Here is a 17,244-nt window from a genome sequence, read left to right as displayed (position 1 = left end):
CGGTAATTTACTATAGCAAATATGCATTTCTGCCCGATGACTTAACGCCGCCAGTGACGCAGCAGACGGCTTTTCATGCCGGTATCGAAACGCCAGATATGGTCGAAGATGCGCAGAATGCCTGGTTTCCCGTGGGCCGACATAGCCACGGCGTGAAAACGTTGCTGATTATTTCGCTGACGCGTTTTAATGGTCCCGATCACCTCTTCCGGCAGACGCTGGGCAATAAAATCGGAGACGATCACCGCATCGGCTTCCTGCCACAGGACGCCTTCCATTCGGGTCACAACGGAAGAGAGGCAGGCTGCCAGATCGGTGCCGCCGCGAAAGCGCTGACTGAGAAAGCGAATCGCCTGTTCCAGCCCATCATCACCGGTCAGTTCGTAGCCGATCACCTCGTGCGCAAACAGCATGATGTAGCAGCGACGGCGATCGGCCAGCGCGACTTTCAGCAGCGCCAGACAAAACGCTTTGGCGCAGCGCTCATTGAAGCCACCCATCGAACCCGAGGTATCGACGCAGACGATGAAAGGCCCACGCGGCTGCTCTTCATGCTGCTGGTGGCTGGCCGGACGCATCGTGACCTTTTCATGCCAGGCATCGCCCTGCAGCTTGTAGGTCAGCAGCCGTTTCTCTACCAGCCGCCGGTAAAACTCCAGCTCCAGTTCACTGATACTCAGCGCAGCTAACTCCGGCGGCAGCAGACGCAGCACGTCATCGCTCTGGTGAATGCCGCTGACCTCCTCCGGCACGGCCGCAGGTTCCTGCACCATATGGTGAAAGGCCTCCATAGGGGCATCCTGCGACGGCACCGATTTTGCCTCGCGGCTGCGACCCAGCTGCTGGGCCAGTTTCAGCAGCTCCGGCTGCTGCGCCAGAAAGTCGCCATATTGCAGCATCAGCTGATAGTCGCCAGGCTGCAGTGACGCTTTGCTCATGTCCCACAGCCGGCCAGCGGCGGCTTCGTCATCGTCGCCAAGAATCGGTGCCAGCTGACCGCTCAGCGCCATACGCTGCTGCAGTTCCGCCAGCAGGCGTTCGCGCTGCTGTTCCAGCAACGTCTGATTCAGCGTCAGGGTCTGTAAGGTCAGGCTCAGCCGCCAGCGCTGTAGAAAAAGCTGGTGCTGCGCGCTGCTGAGATGGCTGATATCGGTGTGCTGCAGCAGCCGGTTGGCTTCATCCAGAAAAGGGGAAGGCAGGCTTTCAAGCGCCTGAAGCGTGGCATTCAGCTGGTGGCTGAATTCACGATCGCTGAGGAGTTGTACCCGCTGGAACAGCTGAAACTCTTCGGCCAGCGTGGCCGGAACCGGCGTGGCTTTGAGCTCAGCGTTGATCTCCGCTCGCCAGCGTGGCACATCGCGTAACAGTGCTTTTTTCAGCCCGGGAAACTTTTCAAAAAACAGCGCCAGCTGTGGAGACGCCAGCAGGGCAATAATCAGCTCTTCAATCAGTTCGGTTTCACCCACGGAGAGCAGTGTGCTGAGCGTCTCCAGTGGGATCATTTACGCGCCTGTTTCAACTGTTCCGCCACATCCTGCAGGCTGGTTTCAACGCGCGCCAGCCAGTCATCACTGATAAACAGGCAGCGCTGATGCTGGCTGAACAGATGACGCTGCGACCGCAGTTCACTCTCCAGTGCATCCAGCGCTTCGGTGATCTCACCGGGCAGCGGCTCGCTATTGCTGACGCCAGGCAGTGTCAGACGCGACGATTGCAGGCTGACATCACGGATAGCCAGGCAGTGCTGCGCATCCACCTGTAAATCCAGACTCTGCGCAAAGCCAATTCCATTGAGCTTGCCGCGAACCTCGCCCCCTTTCTGCAGCCACTGATTCAGTGCATCACGCGCGATAACCAGATGTGTCACCTGCATGTCATGCAGCATCAGCGGCTTTTGCAGCATCAGCGTCAGTTGCTCATCAGTGAAGCTTTCCGGCAGATCGTAATGGGGTTTGCGACTGAACATCCCACTGTGTTTTTCCAGGGTGATCGCCTGTGCGATGCTCTGTTGCTGCTGCAGAGCTATGCGACGCGCTTTTATCTGATGCAGTTTCAGCAGCATCGGCTGCTGCTGCCAGGCGTGCTGTGTCATCAGCTGATCGATTTCGCGCTCCAGCAGCTGCATGGACGCGACGTCGTGCCAGAGGCAATCTTTCAGCAGGATCAGGTCTATCGGCGCAATGGCGCTGCGGCCACTGTAAAAGGCGCTGGCCTGCAGCAGATGAATAGCTTTTTTCCAGCGACGATCGGAAATATAGGGCGCGGCGGGCTGGCTTTCCAGTTGCTGGCGCAGCTGATAAATCAGCTCGAACACCGCATCCGGGAGGCTGACCTGACTGATGCCGAGCTGCCACTGCGCATACTCCTCATCACTGATGCGCAGGGATTCCGCGACCGGATTGGTGTGCTCATCCTGCTGATGGGTCAGCATGCTGCGAAAGTTCTGCTTCTCATGCACATTATCCAGCCACAGGCGGATTAGCATCCGGTCATAGAGCGCTTCAAGGCCGCTGTCCGCTTCCGGCATTTCATTAGAGGCGGTGACCAGCAGACGCATCGGAATGGCCTCTTCGCTGTCGCCATTGCGGAAGCGGCGTTCGTTGATAGCGGTCAGCAGTGTATTCAGAATCGCCGGGCCGGCTTTCCAGATCTCATCCAGAAAAACAATCTCCGCGTCGGGCAGATAACCTTTAGTGAGGCGCTGATAGCGCCCTTCATCCTTCAGTGCCTGAATAGATAGCGGGCCAAACACCTCTTCCGGTGTGGAGAAACGGGTCATCAGATATTCAAAGGCGCGGGCGTGCTGAAAGGCATATTTCAGGCGGCGGGCAATCAGGCTCTTGGCGATGCCGGGCGGTCCCAGCAGGAACACGCTTTCACCGCTCAGCGCTGCCAGCAGGCAAAGGCGGATGGCATGATGTCGCTCATACAATCCTTTTTCTAACGCATTGCTAAGGCGAGAAATTCTTTCTGCCAAAAGATGGGGTTGAGCCATAATCACTTCAATGTCCTTACGATCGTCGGGCCGCCGCGCTTCAGCAAGCGCCTTACTCTATAGATCATCATGCGTGAAAGCGTTGATAGCTGTCAGCTTTTTTGTTTCATAAGGTTTGCCTGCTTTGAAAGCGGCGCATTAACGCTTTAATGCCTGAAACCACCCCGTTACCCTGGCAGACAGGCGAAGCGGGTATAGGAATTTTCGGCAAACCGTGCATACTGTGCGCTTTTTGATGGCCTGAGCGAGGGGTTGTTGCGCCTCTTAGACTCCAACAAAAGATAACTCTATGAGCTCGGATAATAAGCAGTCACTTCGCGGATTAACGCTGGCCGCTATTGGTGTTGTTTACGGGGATATCGGCACCAGTCCGCTGTATACCTTGCGTGAATGTCTCTCCGGACAGTTCGGCTTCGGCGTTGAGCGGGAAGCGGTGTTTGGCTTTTTGTCGCTGATTTTCTGGCTGCTGGTGCTGGTGGTATCACTGAAGTACATCAGTTATGTGATGCGCGCCGACAATGCCGGTGAAGGCGGTATTCTGACACTGATGTCGCTGGCGGGCCGCCATACGGGTGCACGCGCCACGGCAGTGCTGGTGATCATGGGCCTGATTGGCGGCAGCTTCTTCTATGGGGAAGTGGTGATCACGCCGGCCATTTCGGTGATGTCAGCCATTGAAGGTCTGGAGATTGCCGCGCCGTCGCTGGATCCCTTTATTGTGCCGATGTCGATTGCGGTGCTGACGCTGCTGTTTGCGATTCAGAAACATGGCACCGGCATGGTGGGCAAACTCTTCGCGCCGGTGATGCTGGTGTGGTTCCTGGTGCTGGCGATCCTGGGGGTCAGCGGCATCATGAAAAACCCGGAAGTGCTGCATGCGCTGAATCCCGCCTATGCGGTCGAGTTCTTCCTGCACTATAAATCTGTCTCATTCTTCGCGCTTGGCGCGGTGGTGCTGGCGATTACCGGGGTTGAAGCGCTGTATGCCGATATGGGTCACTTCGGTAAAGTGCCGATCCGACTGGCCTGGTTCTCGGTGGTGTTGCCGTCGCTGGTCCTGAACTACTTTGGTCAGGGCGCGCTGTTACTCAGCGATCCCAAAGCGATTAAAAACCCCTTCTTCCTGCTGGCGCCGGACTGGGCGCTGATCCCGATGCTGATTCTGGCGACGCTGGCCACGGTGATTGCCTCACAGGCGGTGATCTCCGGCGTCTTCTCGCTGACGCGTCAGGCGGTGCGACTGGGCTATCTGCCGGGGATGCGTATCATCCACACCTCTGAGCGCGAATCGGGCCAGATCTATATTCCGGTGATTAACTGGGTACTCTACTTCGCCGTGCTGATTGTGATTATCAGCTTTGAGCATTCAAGTAATCTGGCTGCGGCCTACGGTATCGCCGTCACCGGCACCATGGTGCTGACCGCGATGCTCTCCTGTACCGTGGCGGTTAAAAACTGGCACTGGAATAAGCTGGCGGTTGCCGTCATCCTGGTACTGATGCTCTGTATCGATGTGCCGCTGTTTACCGCCAACCTGGTGAAAATCTTCTCCGGTGGCTGGCTGCCGCTCTGTCTCGGCCTGGTGATGTTTATCATTATGACGACGTGGAAAAGCGAACGTTTCCGCCTGCTGCGCCGCATGCACGAGCATGGCAACTCTCTGGAGGCGATGATCGCGTCACTGGAGAAATCGCCGCCGGTTCGCGTGCCGGGCACGGCGGTCTATATGTCGCGTGCGCTGAATGTGATTCCGTTTGCCATGCTGCATAACCTTAAGCACAACAAAGTGTTGCATGAGCGGGTGGTGCTGCTGACGTTGCGGACAGAAGATGCGCCTTACGTGCACAACGTGCGTCGCGTGACGATTGAGCAGCTGTCACCCACCTTCTGGCGGGTGGTGGCCAGCTACGGCTGGCGCGAAACGCCAAACGTCGAGGAGATTTTCCACCGCTGCGGGCTGGAAGGGCTCAACTGCCGCATGATGGAGACATCGTTCTTCATGTCGCATGAGTCGCTGATTATCGGCAAACGGCCGTGGTATCTGCGCCTGCGTGGCAAACTCTTCCTGGCGCTGCAGCGCAATGCGCTCCGTGCGCCAGACCAGTTTGAGATCCCGCCAAACCGGGTGATTGAGCTGGGCACCCAGGTCGAGATTTGATCTGCAGCGCCCGCCTTACGGGGCGGGCGCTGACCAGCGCAGCATAACGCATAATCCGCCACCCGATCGCTGGCTGAAGCTGACCTGCATCCCGTGCAACTGGGCGATATTGTGGACTATCGATAATCCCAGCCCGCTTCCGCTTTTCTCCTGACCTGGCGGTCGCCAGAAACGTTCACCAAGCCGTTGCAGATCGGCTGCACTCAGACCTTCGCCGTTATCCTCTACCGACAGGCTATTCGCCTGAAGCCGCACATCAACTTCGCTGCCCGCTGGCGTATAGCGAATGGCATTATCCAGCAGATTACGCACCAGCAATGACAGTAACAGCGGATGCCCCTGAATCTGCGGATCGGCGTCAGCATGCAGCCGCAGCGTGACACCCGTTTTATCCGCCAGCGGCAGCTGTGCAGCCAGCGTCTCCTGGACCGTGCGTTTCAGCGCCACCGTTTCGAAGGCGCTGCGTGCATCATCTGCTTCAACCCGTGAGAGCGTCAGCAGCTGATCCACCAGCCGGGTTGCGCGGATAATGCCGGCATCCAGTTGCTGCAGCGCATGGCTTCGCATCACTTCATCATCCGCAGTCAGCTGGATCACCTCGCTTTGCACCTGCAGCGCGGCCAGCGGACTGCGCAGCTCATGTGCGGCATCAGAGGTAAAGCGCCGTTCACGCTGCATCATTGCGCTGATGCGGCTGAACAGACCGTTGAGCGCGACCATCAGCGGTTGCACCTCTTTCGGCACGCGGTCTGCCTGCAGCGGCGTATCATCATCGGGCGCGCGCTGCGCCAGCTGCTGTGCCAGCGTCTTCAGTGGGCGCAGTTCAGACCAGACCAGACCGATCAGCAGCAGCAACATAAAGGGCAGCGCGATCAGCCAGGGCAGCATGCTGGCTTTCATCAGATCCCGCGTCATGTCGTCACGGTATTCGGACTCCTGACCCACCACCACCCGGAACTGCTGGTCGGGCGTAGTCAGCCAGACAAACCGCCAGCGATCGTCATCATTGGTGAGCTGACCCTCATGAAATCCCTGATACTCCGCCTCAAACGGCAGGTAGCGGCCATTGTCACCATCATTCATCACCTGCCGGCCGTCGCGCGTGAAGACGGCAAAGGCCAGGGCGTCGTCATCCTGATCGCCGCGATGGTGGCGCAGTATCTCTTTGGTTTTAGGCAGAGTGGCGTTGTCCAGCGAGGAGAAATCCAGCGTCAGCAGACGCTTTGCCAGCAGCATCTGCTGGGTATCGAAGAGCTCATCAAGGGTTTCACGTGTCTGATGCCAGGCACTCAGGCTGGCGCTGGCCCAGCAGATCCCGAGCAGCAGCACAAAACCGATACCCAGCCGCAGAAACAGGCTCATTGATCGCATTCAGCCGCTCCCAGGGTATAACCGACGCCGTGCAGCGTGCGGATAAACTGGCTGCCCAGTTTTTTACGCAGATGATGAATGTGAACCTCTACCGCATTGCTGGAGACATCGGCGTCCCAGTTGTAGAGCTTCTCTTCCAGCTGGCTGCGTGTCAGCACCCGGCCCGGGTTTCGCATAAACAGTTCCAGCAGCGCCAGTTCACGGCTTTTCAGCGCAATCGCCTCACCTTCGCGCATCACACTGTGGCTGCCGGGTATCAGCACCACATTACCGTGCCGGAGTTCGGGCTGCAGCTGGCCATGACGGCGGCGGATCAGCGCCTGTAAGCGAGCAGCCACTTCGGTTAAGGCAAAGGGTTTACACAGATAGTCGTCGGCTCCCAGTTGCAGACCTTCGACCCGCTGATCGAGCGCATCGCGTGCGGTCAGTATCAGTACCGGTACATCTTTCCCCTGCTGTCGCCACTGCCGCAGAATATCGAGCCCATCCCGCTCGGGCAGTGAGAGATCCAGGATCACCGCATCCCAGGGCGCGGCCTCCAGCGCGTTAAACCCCGTCTCACCAGAGGTAAACCAGTCAACGCTGAAGCCCAGTTTACTCAGCCCCGCCTTGATACCGTCGCCAATTAAACGATCATCTTCAATCAGTAAAATACGCATCACGTCTCCCTGTTCCGATAGCGCTTTATACGAAGCAACTTCCTGCTTGTACAGCTGATTTCGGCGAAAATAGCTTATTTTTGCCTCTTAAGAAGCTGTTAAGAACTTTATGGTCAACTAAGCTCAACAAGACGAACCACATCATGGAAAAGAGGTGACAAAATGAAAAAGCACGCTGCAATTCTGGCCGTCGTAATGCTGGCTTCCGCCCCGGTTTTCGCTGCACAGCAGGGTGGATTTGTTGATCCCAGTGCGCCAGCCGCACAGACGCAGGCAGCAGCCGGTCAGGGTGGTTTCAGTGCCGATCACACCAGTGTGGTGACCGTAAAGCAGGCTGAAGAGATGAAAGATGACAGCTGGGTCACCGTGCGCGGTAAGCTGGAGAAACAGATCGGCAACGAAGATTATCTGTTCCGCGACCAGACCGGCACCATGAAAGTCGAAATCGACCACAAGCACTGGAACGGCCAGACTATCTCACCTAAAGACAACGTCGAGCTGACGGGTGAACTGGATAAAGATTTCAACAGCATTGAGATGGACGTTAAGCAGGTTAAGAAACTGCCTTAATCCTCTCCTCCGGGGCCGCGTTCGCGGCCCTTTTTTCTGCCCCTCCCCCGACTTAATACAAATTTCTCCCCGCGTGAGCGAAACGTTTCGATAGCGATCACAGATTTCTTCTTTGCCGGTTGAGTTGATGGCGGCTTTTCATACACTCCTGACAGCGAAACGTTTCGCTGTGGAGTGAAAAGATGAAAAAAGGTCGCTTGTTAAACGCTGAACTCTCTCATGTGATTGCCCGCCTGGGACACACGGATACGCTGACGATTGCTGATGCAGGCTTGCCGATTCCGGCCGGACCGCAGCGCATCGATTTAGCGCTCACGCCGGGTACGCCCGATTTTATGCAGGTGGTTAATGCTGTTGCACTGGAGATGCAGGTAGAGAGCGCCCTGATCGCGGAAGAGATTAAGCAGCATAATCCGCAACTTCATAGCGCGCTTGTCGCCGTGCTCGAAGCCTTGCAACAGCACCAGGGGAATATCATCACCATCAGCTACACCAGTCATGAACAATTCAAACAACAAACGCAGCGTAGTCAGGCGGTCATTCGCAGCGGAGAGTGCTCTCCGTTTGCGAATGTCATCCTCAGCGCCGGTGTGACCTTCTGAGGCCGCTATGCAACCTTTACTGCAACTCGACGGCATTGAAAAATCTTTTCCGGGTGTGAAAGCCCTCAAGGGGGCGTCGCTGAATGTCCGGGCAGGACGCGTGATGGCGCTGGTGGGCGAGAACGGCGCAGGCAAGTCCACCATGATGAAAGTGCTGACCGGCATCTATCAATATGATGCCGGTACGCTGCGCTGGCTGGGCAAAGAGACCCGTTTCAGCGGGCCGAAAGCGTCTCAGGAAGCGGGTATTGGCATCATTCATCAGGAACTGAACCTGATCCCTCAATTAACCGTGGCGGAGAATATTTTTCTCGGCCGCGAATATGTCAGCCGTTTTGGCCGTATCCAGTGGCCGGGCATGTATGCCGAAGCCGATGCGCTGCTTAAACGGCTTAATCTGCGCTTCAACAGCCACAAGCTGGTGGGGGATTTGTCGATTGGCGATCAGCAGATGGTCGAAATCGCCAAAGTCCTGAGCTTTGAGTCGCAGGTGATCATCATGGATGAGCCGACCGATGCGCTGACCGATACCGAAACGCTGTCGCTGTTCCGGGTGATCAACGAACTGAAAGCGCAGGGCTGCGGCATCGTCTATATCTCGCATCGCATGAAAGAGATCTTTGAGATCTGCGATGACGTCACGGTGTTCCGCGACGGTCAGTTTATTGCTGAACGCCCGGTCAGCGAACTGACCGAAGAGAGCCTGATCGAAATGATGGTCGGCCGTAAGCTGGAAGATCAATATCCCCATATTGATCAGGCGCCAGGCGACGTGCGGCTGAAAGTGGAGAACGTCAGCGGACCGGGCGTGGATAACGTCAGTTTCAGCCTGCGCAAAGGTGAAATCCTTGGGGTTTCCGGCTTAATGGGCGCGGGCCGTACCGAACTGATGAAGGTGCTTTACGGCGCCCTGCCGCGTCGCGAAGGCACACTGTGGCTCAATGGTCGGGAAGTGGTGACGCGCTCACCGCAGGATGGGCTGGCTAACGGCATCGTCTATATCTCCGAAGATCGTAAGCGCGATGGCCTGGTGCTGGGCATGTCAGTAAAAGAGAACATGTCGCTGACAGCGTTAGGCTATTTCAGTCACGGCAGCGGCACGCTGAAACACGCGGCAGAGCAGCTGGCCGTGGGCGACTTTATCCGGCTGTTTAACGTTAAAACGCCTTCAATGGAGCAGCCCATTGGTCTGCTTTCGGGCGGCAACCAGCAGAAAGTGGCGATTGCCCGCGGGCTGATGACCCGGCCTAACGTACTGATTCTGGATGAACCGACACGCGGTGTGGATGTCGGCGCGAAGAAAGAGATCTATCAACTGATTAACCAGTTTAAAGCCGAAGGGCTGAGCATCATTCTGGTCTCCTCGGAAATGCCGGAAGTGCTGGGCATGAGCGATCGGATTCTGGTGATGCATGAAGGCCGTATCAGCGGCGAATTTACCCGAGAAGAAGCCACTCAGGAGAGCCTGATGGCAGCCGCCGTAGGCAAGCAACACAGCGAGGATTTAGTGGTATGACGACCCAAACTTTACCTGCCAGCCGTCGCTGGTTTAGCAAAAGCTGGCTACTGGAACAGAAGTCGCTGATTGCGCTGATGGTGCTGATCGCCGTGGTGGCCAGCCAGAGCCCGAACTTCTTTACCGTGGCGAACCTGTTCAACATTCTGCAGCAGACCTCGGTTAACGCCATTATGGCGGTCGGGATGACGCTGGTGATCCTGACTTCTGGTATCGACCTCTCTGTAGGATCGCTGCTGGCCCTGACTGGCGCGGTGGGTGCATCGCTGGTGGGTATGGAGGTCAATGCCCTGGTCGCGGTGGCGGCGTCGCTGGCGCTGGGAGCGGCAATCGGTGCCCTGACCGGCACCATTGTGGCGCGCGGCAAAGTGCAGGCGTTTATCGCCACGCTGGTCATGATGCTGCTGCTGCGTGGTGTCACCATGGTCTATACCGATGGCAGTCCGGTAAACACGGGTTTTAATGCCAATGCCGATCTGCTGGGCTGGTTTGGTATTGGTCGTCCGCTGGGTATCCCTGCGCCGGTCTGGCTGATGGCGCTGGTCTTTATTGCTGCCTGGTACATGCTGCAGCACACCCGCCTGGGCCGCTATATCTATGCGCTTGGCGGTAATGAAGCGGCAACGCGTCTCTCCGGTATCAATGTGAATCGCGTCAAAATCATCGTCTATTCACTGAGTGGCATGCTGGCAGCGCTGGCAGGCACCATTGAAGTGGCGCGCCTTTCTTCGGCACAGCCGACAGCGGGCACCGGCTATGAGCTGGATGCGATTGCTGCGGTCGTGCTGGGCGGAACCAGCCTGGCAGGCGGTAAGGGCCGTATTTTCGGCACCCTGATTGGCGCGCTGATTCTCGGCTTCCTGAACAACGGCCTGAACCTGATGGGCGTCTCTTCGTACTACCAGATGATCGTTAAGGCGGTAGTAATCCTGCTGGCGGTGCTGGTAGATAATAAAAGCAGTAAATAACTCTGACCTTACACAGGATGACATGATGAAAAAGTTAACCGCACTGGCCGTGATCCTTGGCGCAACGCTCAGTACCAGCGCTATGGCCAAAGATACTATCGCGCTGGTGGTTTCAACCCTGAATAACCCGTTCTTTGTTTCGCTGAAAGAGGGCGCGCAGAAAGAAGCGGACAAGCTGGGCTACAACCTGGTGGTGCTGGATTCACAGAACAACCCGGCGAAAGAGCTGGCTAACGTGCAGGATCTGACTGTTCGCGGCACCAAATTGCTGCTGATCAACCCAACCGACTCTGATGCTGTGGGCAATGCGGTGAAGATGGCTAACCAGGCGAACATCCCGGTGATCACGCTGGATCGCGTTGCGGCACAGGGCACCGTTGTCAGCCACGTCGCCTCCGATAACCGTTTCGGCGGTAAAATGGCCGGCGACTTCATCGCCAAAAAAGTCGGCGAAAGCGCCAAAATTATTGAACTGCAGGGCATTGCCGGGACTTCTGCCGCCCGTGAGCGTGGCGAAGGCTTCAAACAGGCCGCTGATGCGCATAAATTCCAGATCCTCGCCAGCCAGCCTGCCGATTTTGACCGTACCAAAGGTCTGAACGTCATGCAGAACCTGCTTCAGGCACATCCGGACGTTCAGGCCGTATTCGCTCAGAACGACGAAATGGCGCTGGGTGCACTGCGTGCGCTGCAGACCGCCGGTAAAACTGGTGTGATCGTCGTTGGTTTTGACGGTACTGCTGATGGCGTTAAAGCGGTAGAAGGTGGCAAACTGTCCGCGACCGTGGCACAGATGCCAGACAAAATTGGCATGATCGGCGTAGATACCGCTGATAAAGTGCTGAAGGGTGAAAAAGTGAAGGCGATCAACCCGGTCGACCTGAAGCTGGTCACTCAATAACTCAAAGAAAAGCAGGGCACTGCGCCACCCTCCTGGTGGCGCACTTATTCCGGACTCCCCTAATGAGCAAAAACGCAAAACTGGCCGTTCTTGGCAGCATTAACGCTGACCACATCCTTAATCTGGCGCACTTTCCTCGTCCCGGTGAAACGGTGATCGGGCAGAATTATCAGATTGCGTTTGGCGGTAAGGGTGCGAATCAGGCTGTCGCCGCCGGTCGTGCTGGTGCCGATATCGCATTTATCGCCTGTGTGGGCGCTGACGACATTGGTGAACGTGTTCGTCAGCAACTGGCCCAGGACAATATTGATACCACGCCGGTCGAAGTGGTCGAGGGTGAGTCAACCGGCGTGGCGATGATTTTCGTCAATGGTGACGGTGAGAACAACATCGGCATCTACTCCGGTGCAAACGCGGCGTTAACACCCGCCTGCGTGACGCGCCATCAGCAGATTATCGCCGACGCCGATGCACTATTAATGCAGCTGGAATCACCGCTGGAAAGTGTGCTGGCCGCCGCGACGCTTGCCCGACAGCATCAGACGCAGGTTATTCTCAATCCTGCACCCGCCACCCAGCTCTCAGATGAACTGCTGGCGTTGATCGACATTATTACCCCGAATGAAACCGAAGCCGAGAGTCTGACCGGCATTGCGGTCAGCAACGATGAAGATGCCGCCCGCGCTGCGGCAGTACTGCATGCGAAAGGTATCGGCACGGTTCTGATTACTCTGGGTCGCCGCGGTGTCTGGCTGAGCGAGCAGGGAGAAGGTCAGCGTATTGCTGGCTTCAGTGTTAAAGCTATCGACACCATCGCGGCGGGCGATACCTTTAATGGCGCCTTTATTACCGCGCGACTGGAGCAGAAAACGATGTATGACGCGGTGCGGTTTGCCCATGCCGCCGCTGCTATCGCCGTTACCCGCTCGGGTGCGCAGCCCTCCGTGCCGTGGCGCGCGGAGATCGATGAATTTTTGCAGCAGCAGGGCTAAGCATTTGAGCACCATGAAAGATGTCGCTCGCCTGGCGGGCGTCTCTACCTCCACTGTCTCGCACGTTATCAATAACAATCGCTTTGTTAGTGAAGGCGTGCGCGAAAAAGTTGAGCAGGCCATCCGCCATCTGAATTACGCCCCCTCTGCGCTGGCGCGCAGTCTGAAAATCAATCAGACGCACACGATCGGTATGCTGCTGACCACCAGTAGTAACCCATTTTATGCCGAAGTGGTGCGGGGTGTGGAGGAGAGCTGCTATCAGCGTGGCTACAGCCTGATTCTCTGTAACACGGCAGGTGATGAAGAGCGGATGAACCGCAGCCTGGAAACGCTGATGCAGAAGCGCGTCGACGGTTTATTGATCATGTGTACGGAAAGTCACCTGCCCTCGGCCGACATTCTGAACCGTTATCCCTCTATACCTGCCGTCATGATGGACTGGGCGCCGTTTGAAGGCCGTGGTGACATTATTCAGGATAACGCGCTGCTGGGCGGGGAGCTGGCGACTCAGCATCTTATCGACAGTGGTTATACCCGCATCGCCTGTATCGCCGGTCCTCAGGATAAAACCCCGGCTCGTATGCGCCTGGAAGGTTATCGCAACGCCATGACAAAGAGTGGCCTGGCGATTCTGCCCGGCTATGTGGTGAATGGTGACTTTGAATTCCAGGGAGGCTACAACGGGATGGTCGAACTGCTGGCGCTGGAAACGCCGCCGGAAGCGGTTTTCACCAGCAACGATGCCATGGCGGTGGGCGTTTATCACGCACTTTACCAGGCCGGCATGCAGGTTCCGCAGCAGATGGCGGTAATGGGATATGACGATATCGAACTGGCGCGCTATCTCACTCCGCCACTGAGTACCATTCATCAACCGAAAGATGCGCTGGGTGAACTGGCGATAGACACCCTGCTCCATCGTCTCAGCAATCCCGACGCCAGTCAGCAAACGCTGGTGCTGACGCCGGAACTGGTGGTACGTGGATCGGTTTAGCGCTTTTTCTTTTTGTCGCGATTACTGATCAGATTACGGCCATCGCCGTTTTTCAGCAGCATAAAGGTCAGCGCCGACAGTACTGTTACCACGCCCATGGTCATAAACGTGGCGTGGAACTGTGAAATGGTGCTGGTTTCAAACTCCTGGTAGAAGCGCAGCACCGCGGCGCTGACGGCCACACCAAAACTGATCGCTAGCTGCTGAGTCACGGCCAGCACGCTGTTACCACCGCTGGCGTTATCATCATTCAGATCGGCCAGGGTGATAGTATTCATGGCGGTAAACTGCGTAGACATGGCCATGCCGAGAATAAACAGCGGAAGTAATAGCACGATGATGCTTTCAGCGGGCGACTGCAGAGAGAAGCTGGCGATCAGAATGCCAATAATGGCGGTAATGCCAACCAGCAGGCGGCGGTAACCCAGCCAGCGCAGTAGTTGCGTCACCGTCGACTTCGCCAGTATTGAACCAATGGCGATAGGTGCCATCATGCAGCCCGCGATAATCGCTGAATAGCCAAAGCCGACCTGCAACATGAGCGGCATCAAAAAGGGCACACAACCGGTGCCAAGACGTGACGCGATGTTGCCACCGATGCCCACTGAGAATGTCCGGGTTTTAAACATCGGCAGATTGATCAGTGGCGAAGGGTGATTTCGGGCATGCACTATATAAAGAAGCAAAAGCACAATCCCGCTGAGTAATATCCCGCCCGCCAGCCAGGCGGAAACAATCCGCTCGCCAAACAGCTCAATCCCAATCGAGATCATCACCAGTCCAGCCCCGAACAATAAGAAGCCGAAAAAGTCGAAGCGGCGCTTCGGCGTGGTGAAGTCCGGCATATATTTGCGTGCGTAGATAATGCCGAGAATGCCAATCGGGATATTAATCAGGAAAATCCAGTGCCAGGTCGCGTAGGTCACCAGCACGCCGCCCAGCATTGGCCCCAGTATCGGGCCAACTAATCCCGGCATGGTGACAAAGTTGAGCACCGGCAACAGCTCACTGCGCGGATAGGCGCGTAACAGCGCCAGTCGCGCGACCGGCATCATCATTGCGCCACCGACGCCCTGTATGATGCGCGAGATGACCAGTACCTGGAGTGTGGGAGAAAGTGCACAAGCCAGCGAGCCGAGGGTGAACAGCGAAACGGCAACGATAAATACCTTGCGCGTGCCGTAGCGATCGGCGAGCCAGCCGCTGACCGGAATCAACATAGCGACAGTCAGGGTGTAACTGATGACGGCGGATTGCATGGCCAGAGGAGAACGGTCGAGGCTGGTGGCGATAGCGGGCAGGGCAGTATTCAGTATGGTGGCGTCGAGTGACTGCATGAAAAAGGCCATGGCAGCTATCCATGGCAAACCAGCCATGCTGCGCGCGGATTTTATCATTGAGTATCCTTCCTGGGGTTATCCTGCGAGAAGAAGCAAAATAATAGCACCCGCATTAAGCAACGGCAGGTCTCTTTACAACGTTTAATGGCGATTTTTGTGCGTTATTCCGTCATGAAACGTCTCTTTTTAAGCCGTTCGTTTAAAAAAGATGCGCTCAGCAAATTAATTCAAAGAAACGCTTGTCAGCCCGCGGAAACTCCCTATAATGCGCCTCCATCGACACGGAACACCGGCAACGGGAAGCGGGTTGAGAGGCACAGGAGACTGCGCCGCCGGAGAAAAACTTCTGAGAAAGAGGTTGACTCTGCAGGAGGAAAGCGTAATATACGCCACCTCGCGACAGGACGCTAACGCACTGTTCGCACTGCTCTTTAACAATTTATCAGACAATCTGTGTGGGCACTCGCAGGATTGATATCAGCGTCTCCGGACGTAAAAAAATATCAAGCCTCACGAGTGAACACATAATGAAATTCATTATGACGTTTTACAGATGAGCACCGCTTAACTTGTTTAAGCAAATCAAACTTAAATTGAAGAGTTTGATCATGGCTCAGATTGAACGCTGGCGGCAGGCCTAACACATGCAAGTCGGACGGTAGCACAGAGAGCTTGCTCTTGGGTGACGAGTGGCGGACGGGTGAGTAATGTCTGGGGATCTGCCCGATAGAGGGGGATAACCACTGGAAACGGTGGCTAATACCGCATAACGTCGCAAGACCAAAGAGGGGGACCTTCGGGCCTCTCACTATCGGATGAACCCAGATGGGATTAGCTAGTAGGCGGGGTAATGGCCCACCTAGGCGACGATCCCTAGCTGGTCTGAGAGGATGACCAGCCACACTGGAACTGAGACACGGTCCAGACTCCTACGGGAGGCAGCAGTGGGGAATATTGCACAATGGGCGCAAGCCTGATGCAGCCATGCCGCGTGTATGAAGAAGGCCTTCGGGTTGTAAAGTACTTTCAGCGGGGAGGAAGGCGATGCGGTTAATAACCGCGTCGATTGACGTTACCCGCAGAAGAAGCACCGGCTAACTCCGTGCCAGCAGCCGCGGTAATACGGAGGGTGCAAGCGTTAATCGGAATTACTGGGCGTAAAGCGCACGCAGGCGGTCTGTTAAGTCAGATGTGAAATCCCCGGGCTTAACCTGGGAACTGCATTTGAAACTGGCAGGCTTGAGTCTTGTAGAGGGGGGTAGAATTCCAGGTGTAGCGGTGAAATGCGTAGAGATCTGGAGGAATACCGGTGGCGAAGGCGGCCCCCTGGACAAAGACTGACGCTCAGGTGCGAAAGCGTGGGGAGCAAACAGGATTAGATACCCTGGTAGTCCACGCCGTAAACGATGTCGACTTGGAGGTTGTTCCCTTGAGGAGTGGCTTCCGGAGCTAACGCGTTAAGTCGACCGCCTGGGGAGTACGGCCGCAAGGTTAAAACTCAAATGAATTGACGGGGGCCCGCACAAGCGGTGGAGCATGTGGTTTAATTCGATGCAACGCGAAGAACCTTACCTACTCTTGACATCCAGCGAACTTAGCAGAGATGCTTTGGTGCCTTCGGGAACGCTGAGACAGGTGCTGCATGGCTGTCGTCAGCTCGTGTTGTGAAATGTTGGGTTAAGTCCCGCAACGAGCGCAACCCTTATCCTTTGTTGCCAGCGATTCGGTCGGGAACTCAAAGGAGACTGCCGGTGATAAACCGGAGGAAGGTGGGGATGACGTCAAGTCATCATGGCCCTTACGAGTAGGGCTACACACGTGCTACAATGGCGCATACAAAGAGAAGCGACCTCGCGAGAGCAAGCGGACCTCACAAAGTGCGTCGTAGTCCGGATCGGAGTCTGCAACTCGACTCCGTGAAGTCGGAATCGCTAGTAATCGTGGATCAGAATGCCACGGTGAATACGTTCCCGGGCCTTGTACACACCGCCCGTCACACCATGGGAGTGGGTTGCAAAAGAAGTAGGTAGCTTAACCTTCGGGAGGGCGCTTACCACTTTGTGATTCATGACTGGGGTGAAGTCGTAACAAGGTAACCGTAGGGGAACCTGCGGTTGGATCACCTCCTTACCTGAAGATACCTTCCCGCGCAGTGTCCACACAGATTGTCTGATA

At 56.3% G+C, this 17,244-nt stretch carries 13 protein-coding genes and 1 rRNA gene; 9 read left to right on the top strand and 5 right to left on the bottom strand.

Features of this window, described 5'->3' with window-relative positions; translation table 11 throughout:
* Nucleotides 1-41 precede the first annotated feature (41 nt).
* Together viaA and ravA are read right to left on the bottom strand one after the other, a co-directional pair.
* Nucleotides 42-1,502: an ATPase RavA stimulator ViaA gene (gene viaA / locus ACO6VX_RS17710; RefSeq protein ID WP_010672185.1), complete on the bottom strand. Its 1,461-nt coding sequence runs from the start codon at nucleotides 1,500-1,502 to the stop codon at nucleotides 42-44.
* Nucleotides 1,499-2,995 carry an ATPase RavA gene (ravA, locus tag ACO6VX_RS17705; protein ID WP_089415189.1) on the bottom strand — a complete coding sequence of 499 codons (1,497 nt, stop codon included), beginning with the start codon at nucleotides 2,993-2,995 and terminating at the stop codon, nucleotides 1,499-1,501. The genes viaA and ravA overlap by 4 nt, the downstream gene beginning before the upstream one ends.
* A 289-nt stretch (nucleotides 2,996-3,284) precedes the next feature.
* Here ravA and kup point away from each other — a divergent pair, with 289 nt between their 5' ends.
* The gene (gene kup / locus ACO6VX_RS17700; protein WP_010258849.1) at nucleotides 3,285-5,153 is read left to right on the top strand and encodes a low affinity potassium transporter Kup; all 1,869 of its coding nucleotides are present in this window, start codon (nucleotides 3,285-3,287) and stop codon (nucleotides 5,151-5,153) included.
* Between the two features lie 15 nt (nucleotides 5,154-5,168).
* On the opposite strand, the gene qseC is transcribed toward kup, so the two are convergent.
* Both qseC and qseB read right to left on the bottom strand, forming a co-directional pair.
* Complete coding sequence (qseC, locus tag ACO6VX_RS17695) at nucleotides 5,169-6,524, bottom strand: quorum sensing histidine kinase QseC (RefSeq protein ID WP_422458241.1); 1,356 nt, start codon at nucleotides 6,522-6,524, stop codon at nucleotides 5,169-5,171.
* Nucleotides 6,512-7,183 (bottom strand): quorum sensing response regulator transcription factor QseB, encoded by a 672-nt coding sequence (gene qseB, locus ACO6VX_RS17690; protein ID WP_031590982.1) that lies wholly within the window; start codon nucleotides 7,181-7,183, stop codon nucleotides 6,512-6,514. Before qseB ends, qseC begins: the two co-directional genes overlap by 13 nt.
* Nucleotides 7,184-7,345: 162 nt before the next feature.
* Between qseB and ACO6VX_RS17685 the strand changes: the two genes are divergently transcribed.
* The 7 genes from ACO6VX_RS17685 (at nucleotide 7,346) to rbsR (ending at nucleotide 13,729) form a co-directional block, all read left to right on the top strand.
* Entirely contained in the window at nucleotides 7,346-7,753 is a 408-nt protein-coding gene (locus ACO6VX_RS17685) for a YgiW/YdeI family stress tolerance OB fold protein (RefSeq protein ID WP_010258845.1), read from the top strand.
* 182 nt (nucleotides 7,754-7,935) lie between these two features.
* Entirely contained in the window at nucleotides 7,936-8,355 is a 420-nt protein-coding gene (gene rbsD / locus ACO6VX_RS17680; RefSeq protein WP_003849483.1) for a D-ribose pyranase, read from the top strand.
* 7 nt (nucleotides 8,356-8,362) lie between these two features.
* Nucleotides 8,363-9,871, top strand: a complete 1,509-nt coding sequence (gene rbsA / locus ACO6VX_RS17675) for a ribose ABC transporter ATP-binding protein RbsA (RefSeq protein WP_422458240.1) — start codon at nucleotides 8,363-8,365, stop codon at nucleotides 9,869-9,871.
* Nucleotides 9,868-10,839, top strand: coding sequence for a ribose ABC transporter permease (rbsC, locus tag ACO6VX_RS17670; RefSeq protein WP_010258841.1), 972 nt, complete (start codon nucleotides 9,868-9,870; stop codon nucleotides 10,837-10,839). Before rbsA ends, rbsC begins: the two co-directional genes overlap by 4 nt.
* A gap of 25 nt (nucleotides 10,840-10,864) precedes the next feature.
* Nucleotides 10,865-11,740 (top strand): ribose ABC transporter substrate-binding protein RbsB, encoded by an 876-nt coding sequence (gene rbsB, locus ACO6VX_RS17665; RefSeq protein ID WP_052270980.1) that lies wholly within the window; start codon nucleotides 10,865-10,867, stop codon nucleotides 11,738-11,740.
* A gap of 62 nt (nucleotides 11,741-11,802) precedes the next feature.
* Nucleotides 11,803-12,732 carry a ribokinase gene (gene rbsK / locus ACO6VX_RS17660; protein ID WP_060681381.1) on the top strand — a complete coding sequence of 310 codons (930 nt, stop codon included), beginning with the start codon at nucleotides 11,803-11,805 and terminating at the stop codon, nucleotides 12,730-12,732.
* A 13-nt stretch (nucleotides 12,733-12,745) separates the two neighbouring features.
* Nucleotides 12,746-13,729: a ribose operon transcriptional repressor RbsR gene (gene rbsR, locus ACO6VX_RS17655; protein WP_033759297.1), complete on the top strand. Its 984-nt coding sequence runs from the start codon at nucleotides 12,746-12,748 to the stop codon at nucleotides 13,727-13,729.
* On the opposite strand, the gene mdtD is transcribed toward rbsR, so the two are convergent.
* Nucleotides 13,726-15,126, bottom strand: a complete 1,401-nt coding sequence (gene mdtD / locus ACO6VX_RS17650) for a multidrug transporter subunit MdtD (RefSeq protein ID WP_010258829.1) — start codon at nucleotides 15,124-15,126, stop codon at nucleotides 13,726-13,728. The genes rbsR and mdtD overlap by 4 nt on opposite strands.
* A gap of 533 nt (nucleotides 15,127-15,659) precedes the next feature.
* Between mdtD and ACO6VX_RS17645 the strand changes: the two genes are divergently transcribed.
* Nucleotides 15,660-17,199, top strand: a 16S ribosomal RNA gene (locus ACO6VX_RS17645).
* Nucleotides 17,200-17,244: the final 45 nt, after the last annotated feature.

This window comes from Pantoea sp. BJFS-204, assembly GCF_049310725.1.
Classification (GTDB): Bacteria; Pseudomonadota; Gammaproteobacteria; order Enterobacterales; family Enterobacteriaceae; genus Pantoea; species Pantoea agglomerans.
This window is presented reverse-complemented; position numbering and strand designations above follow the sequence as displayed.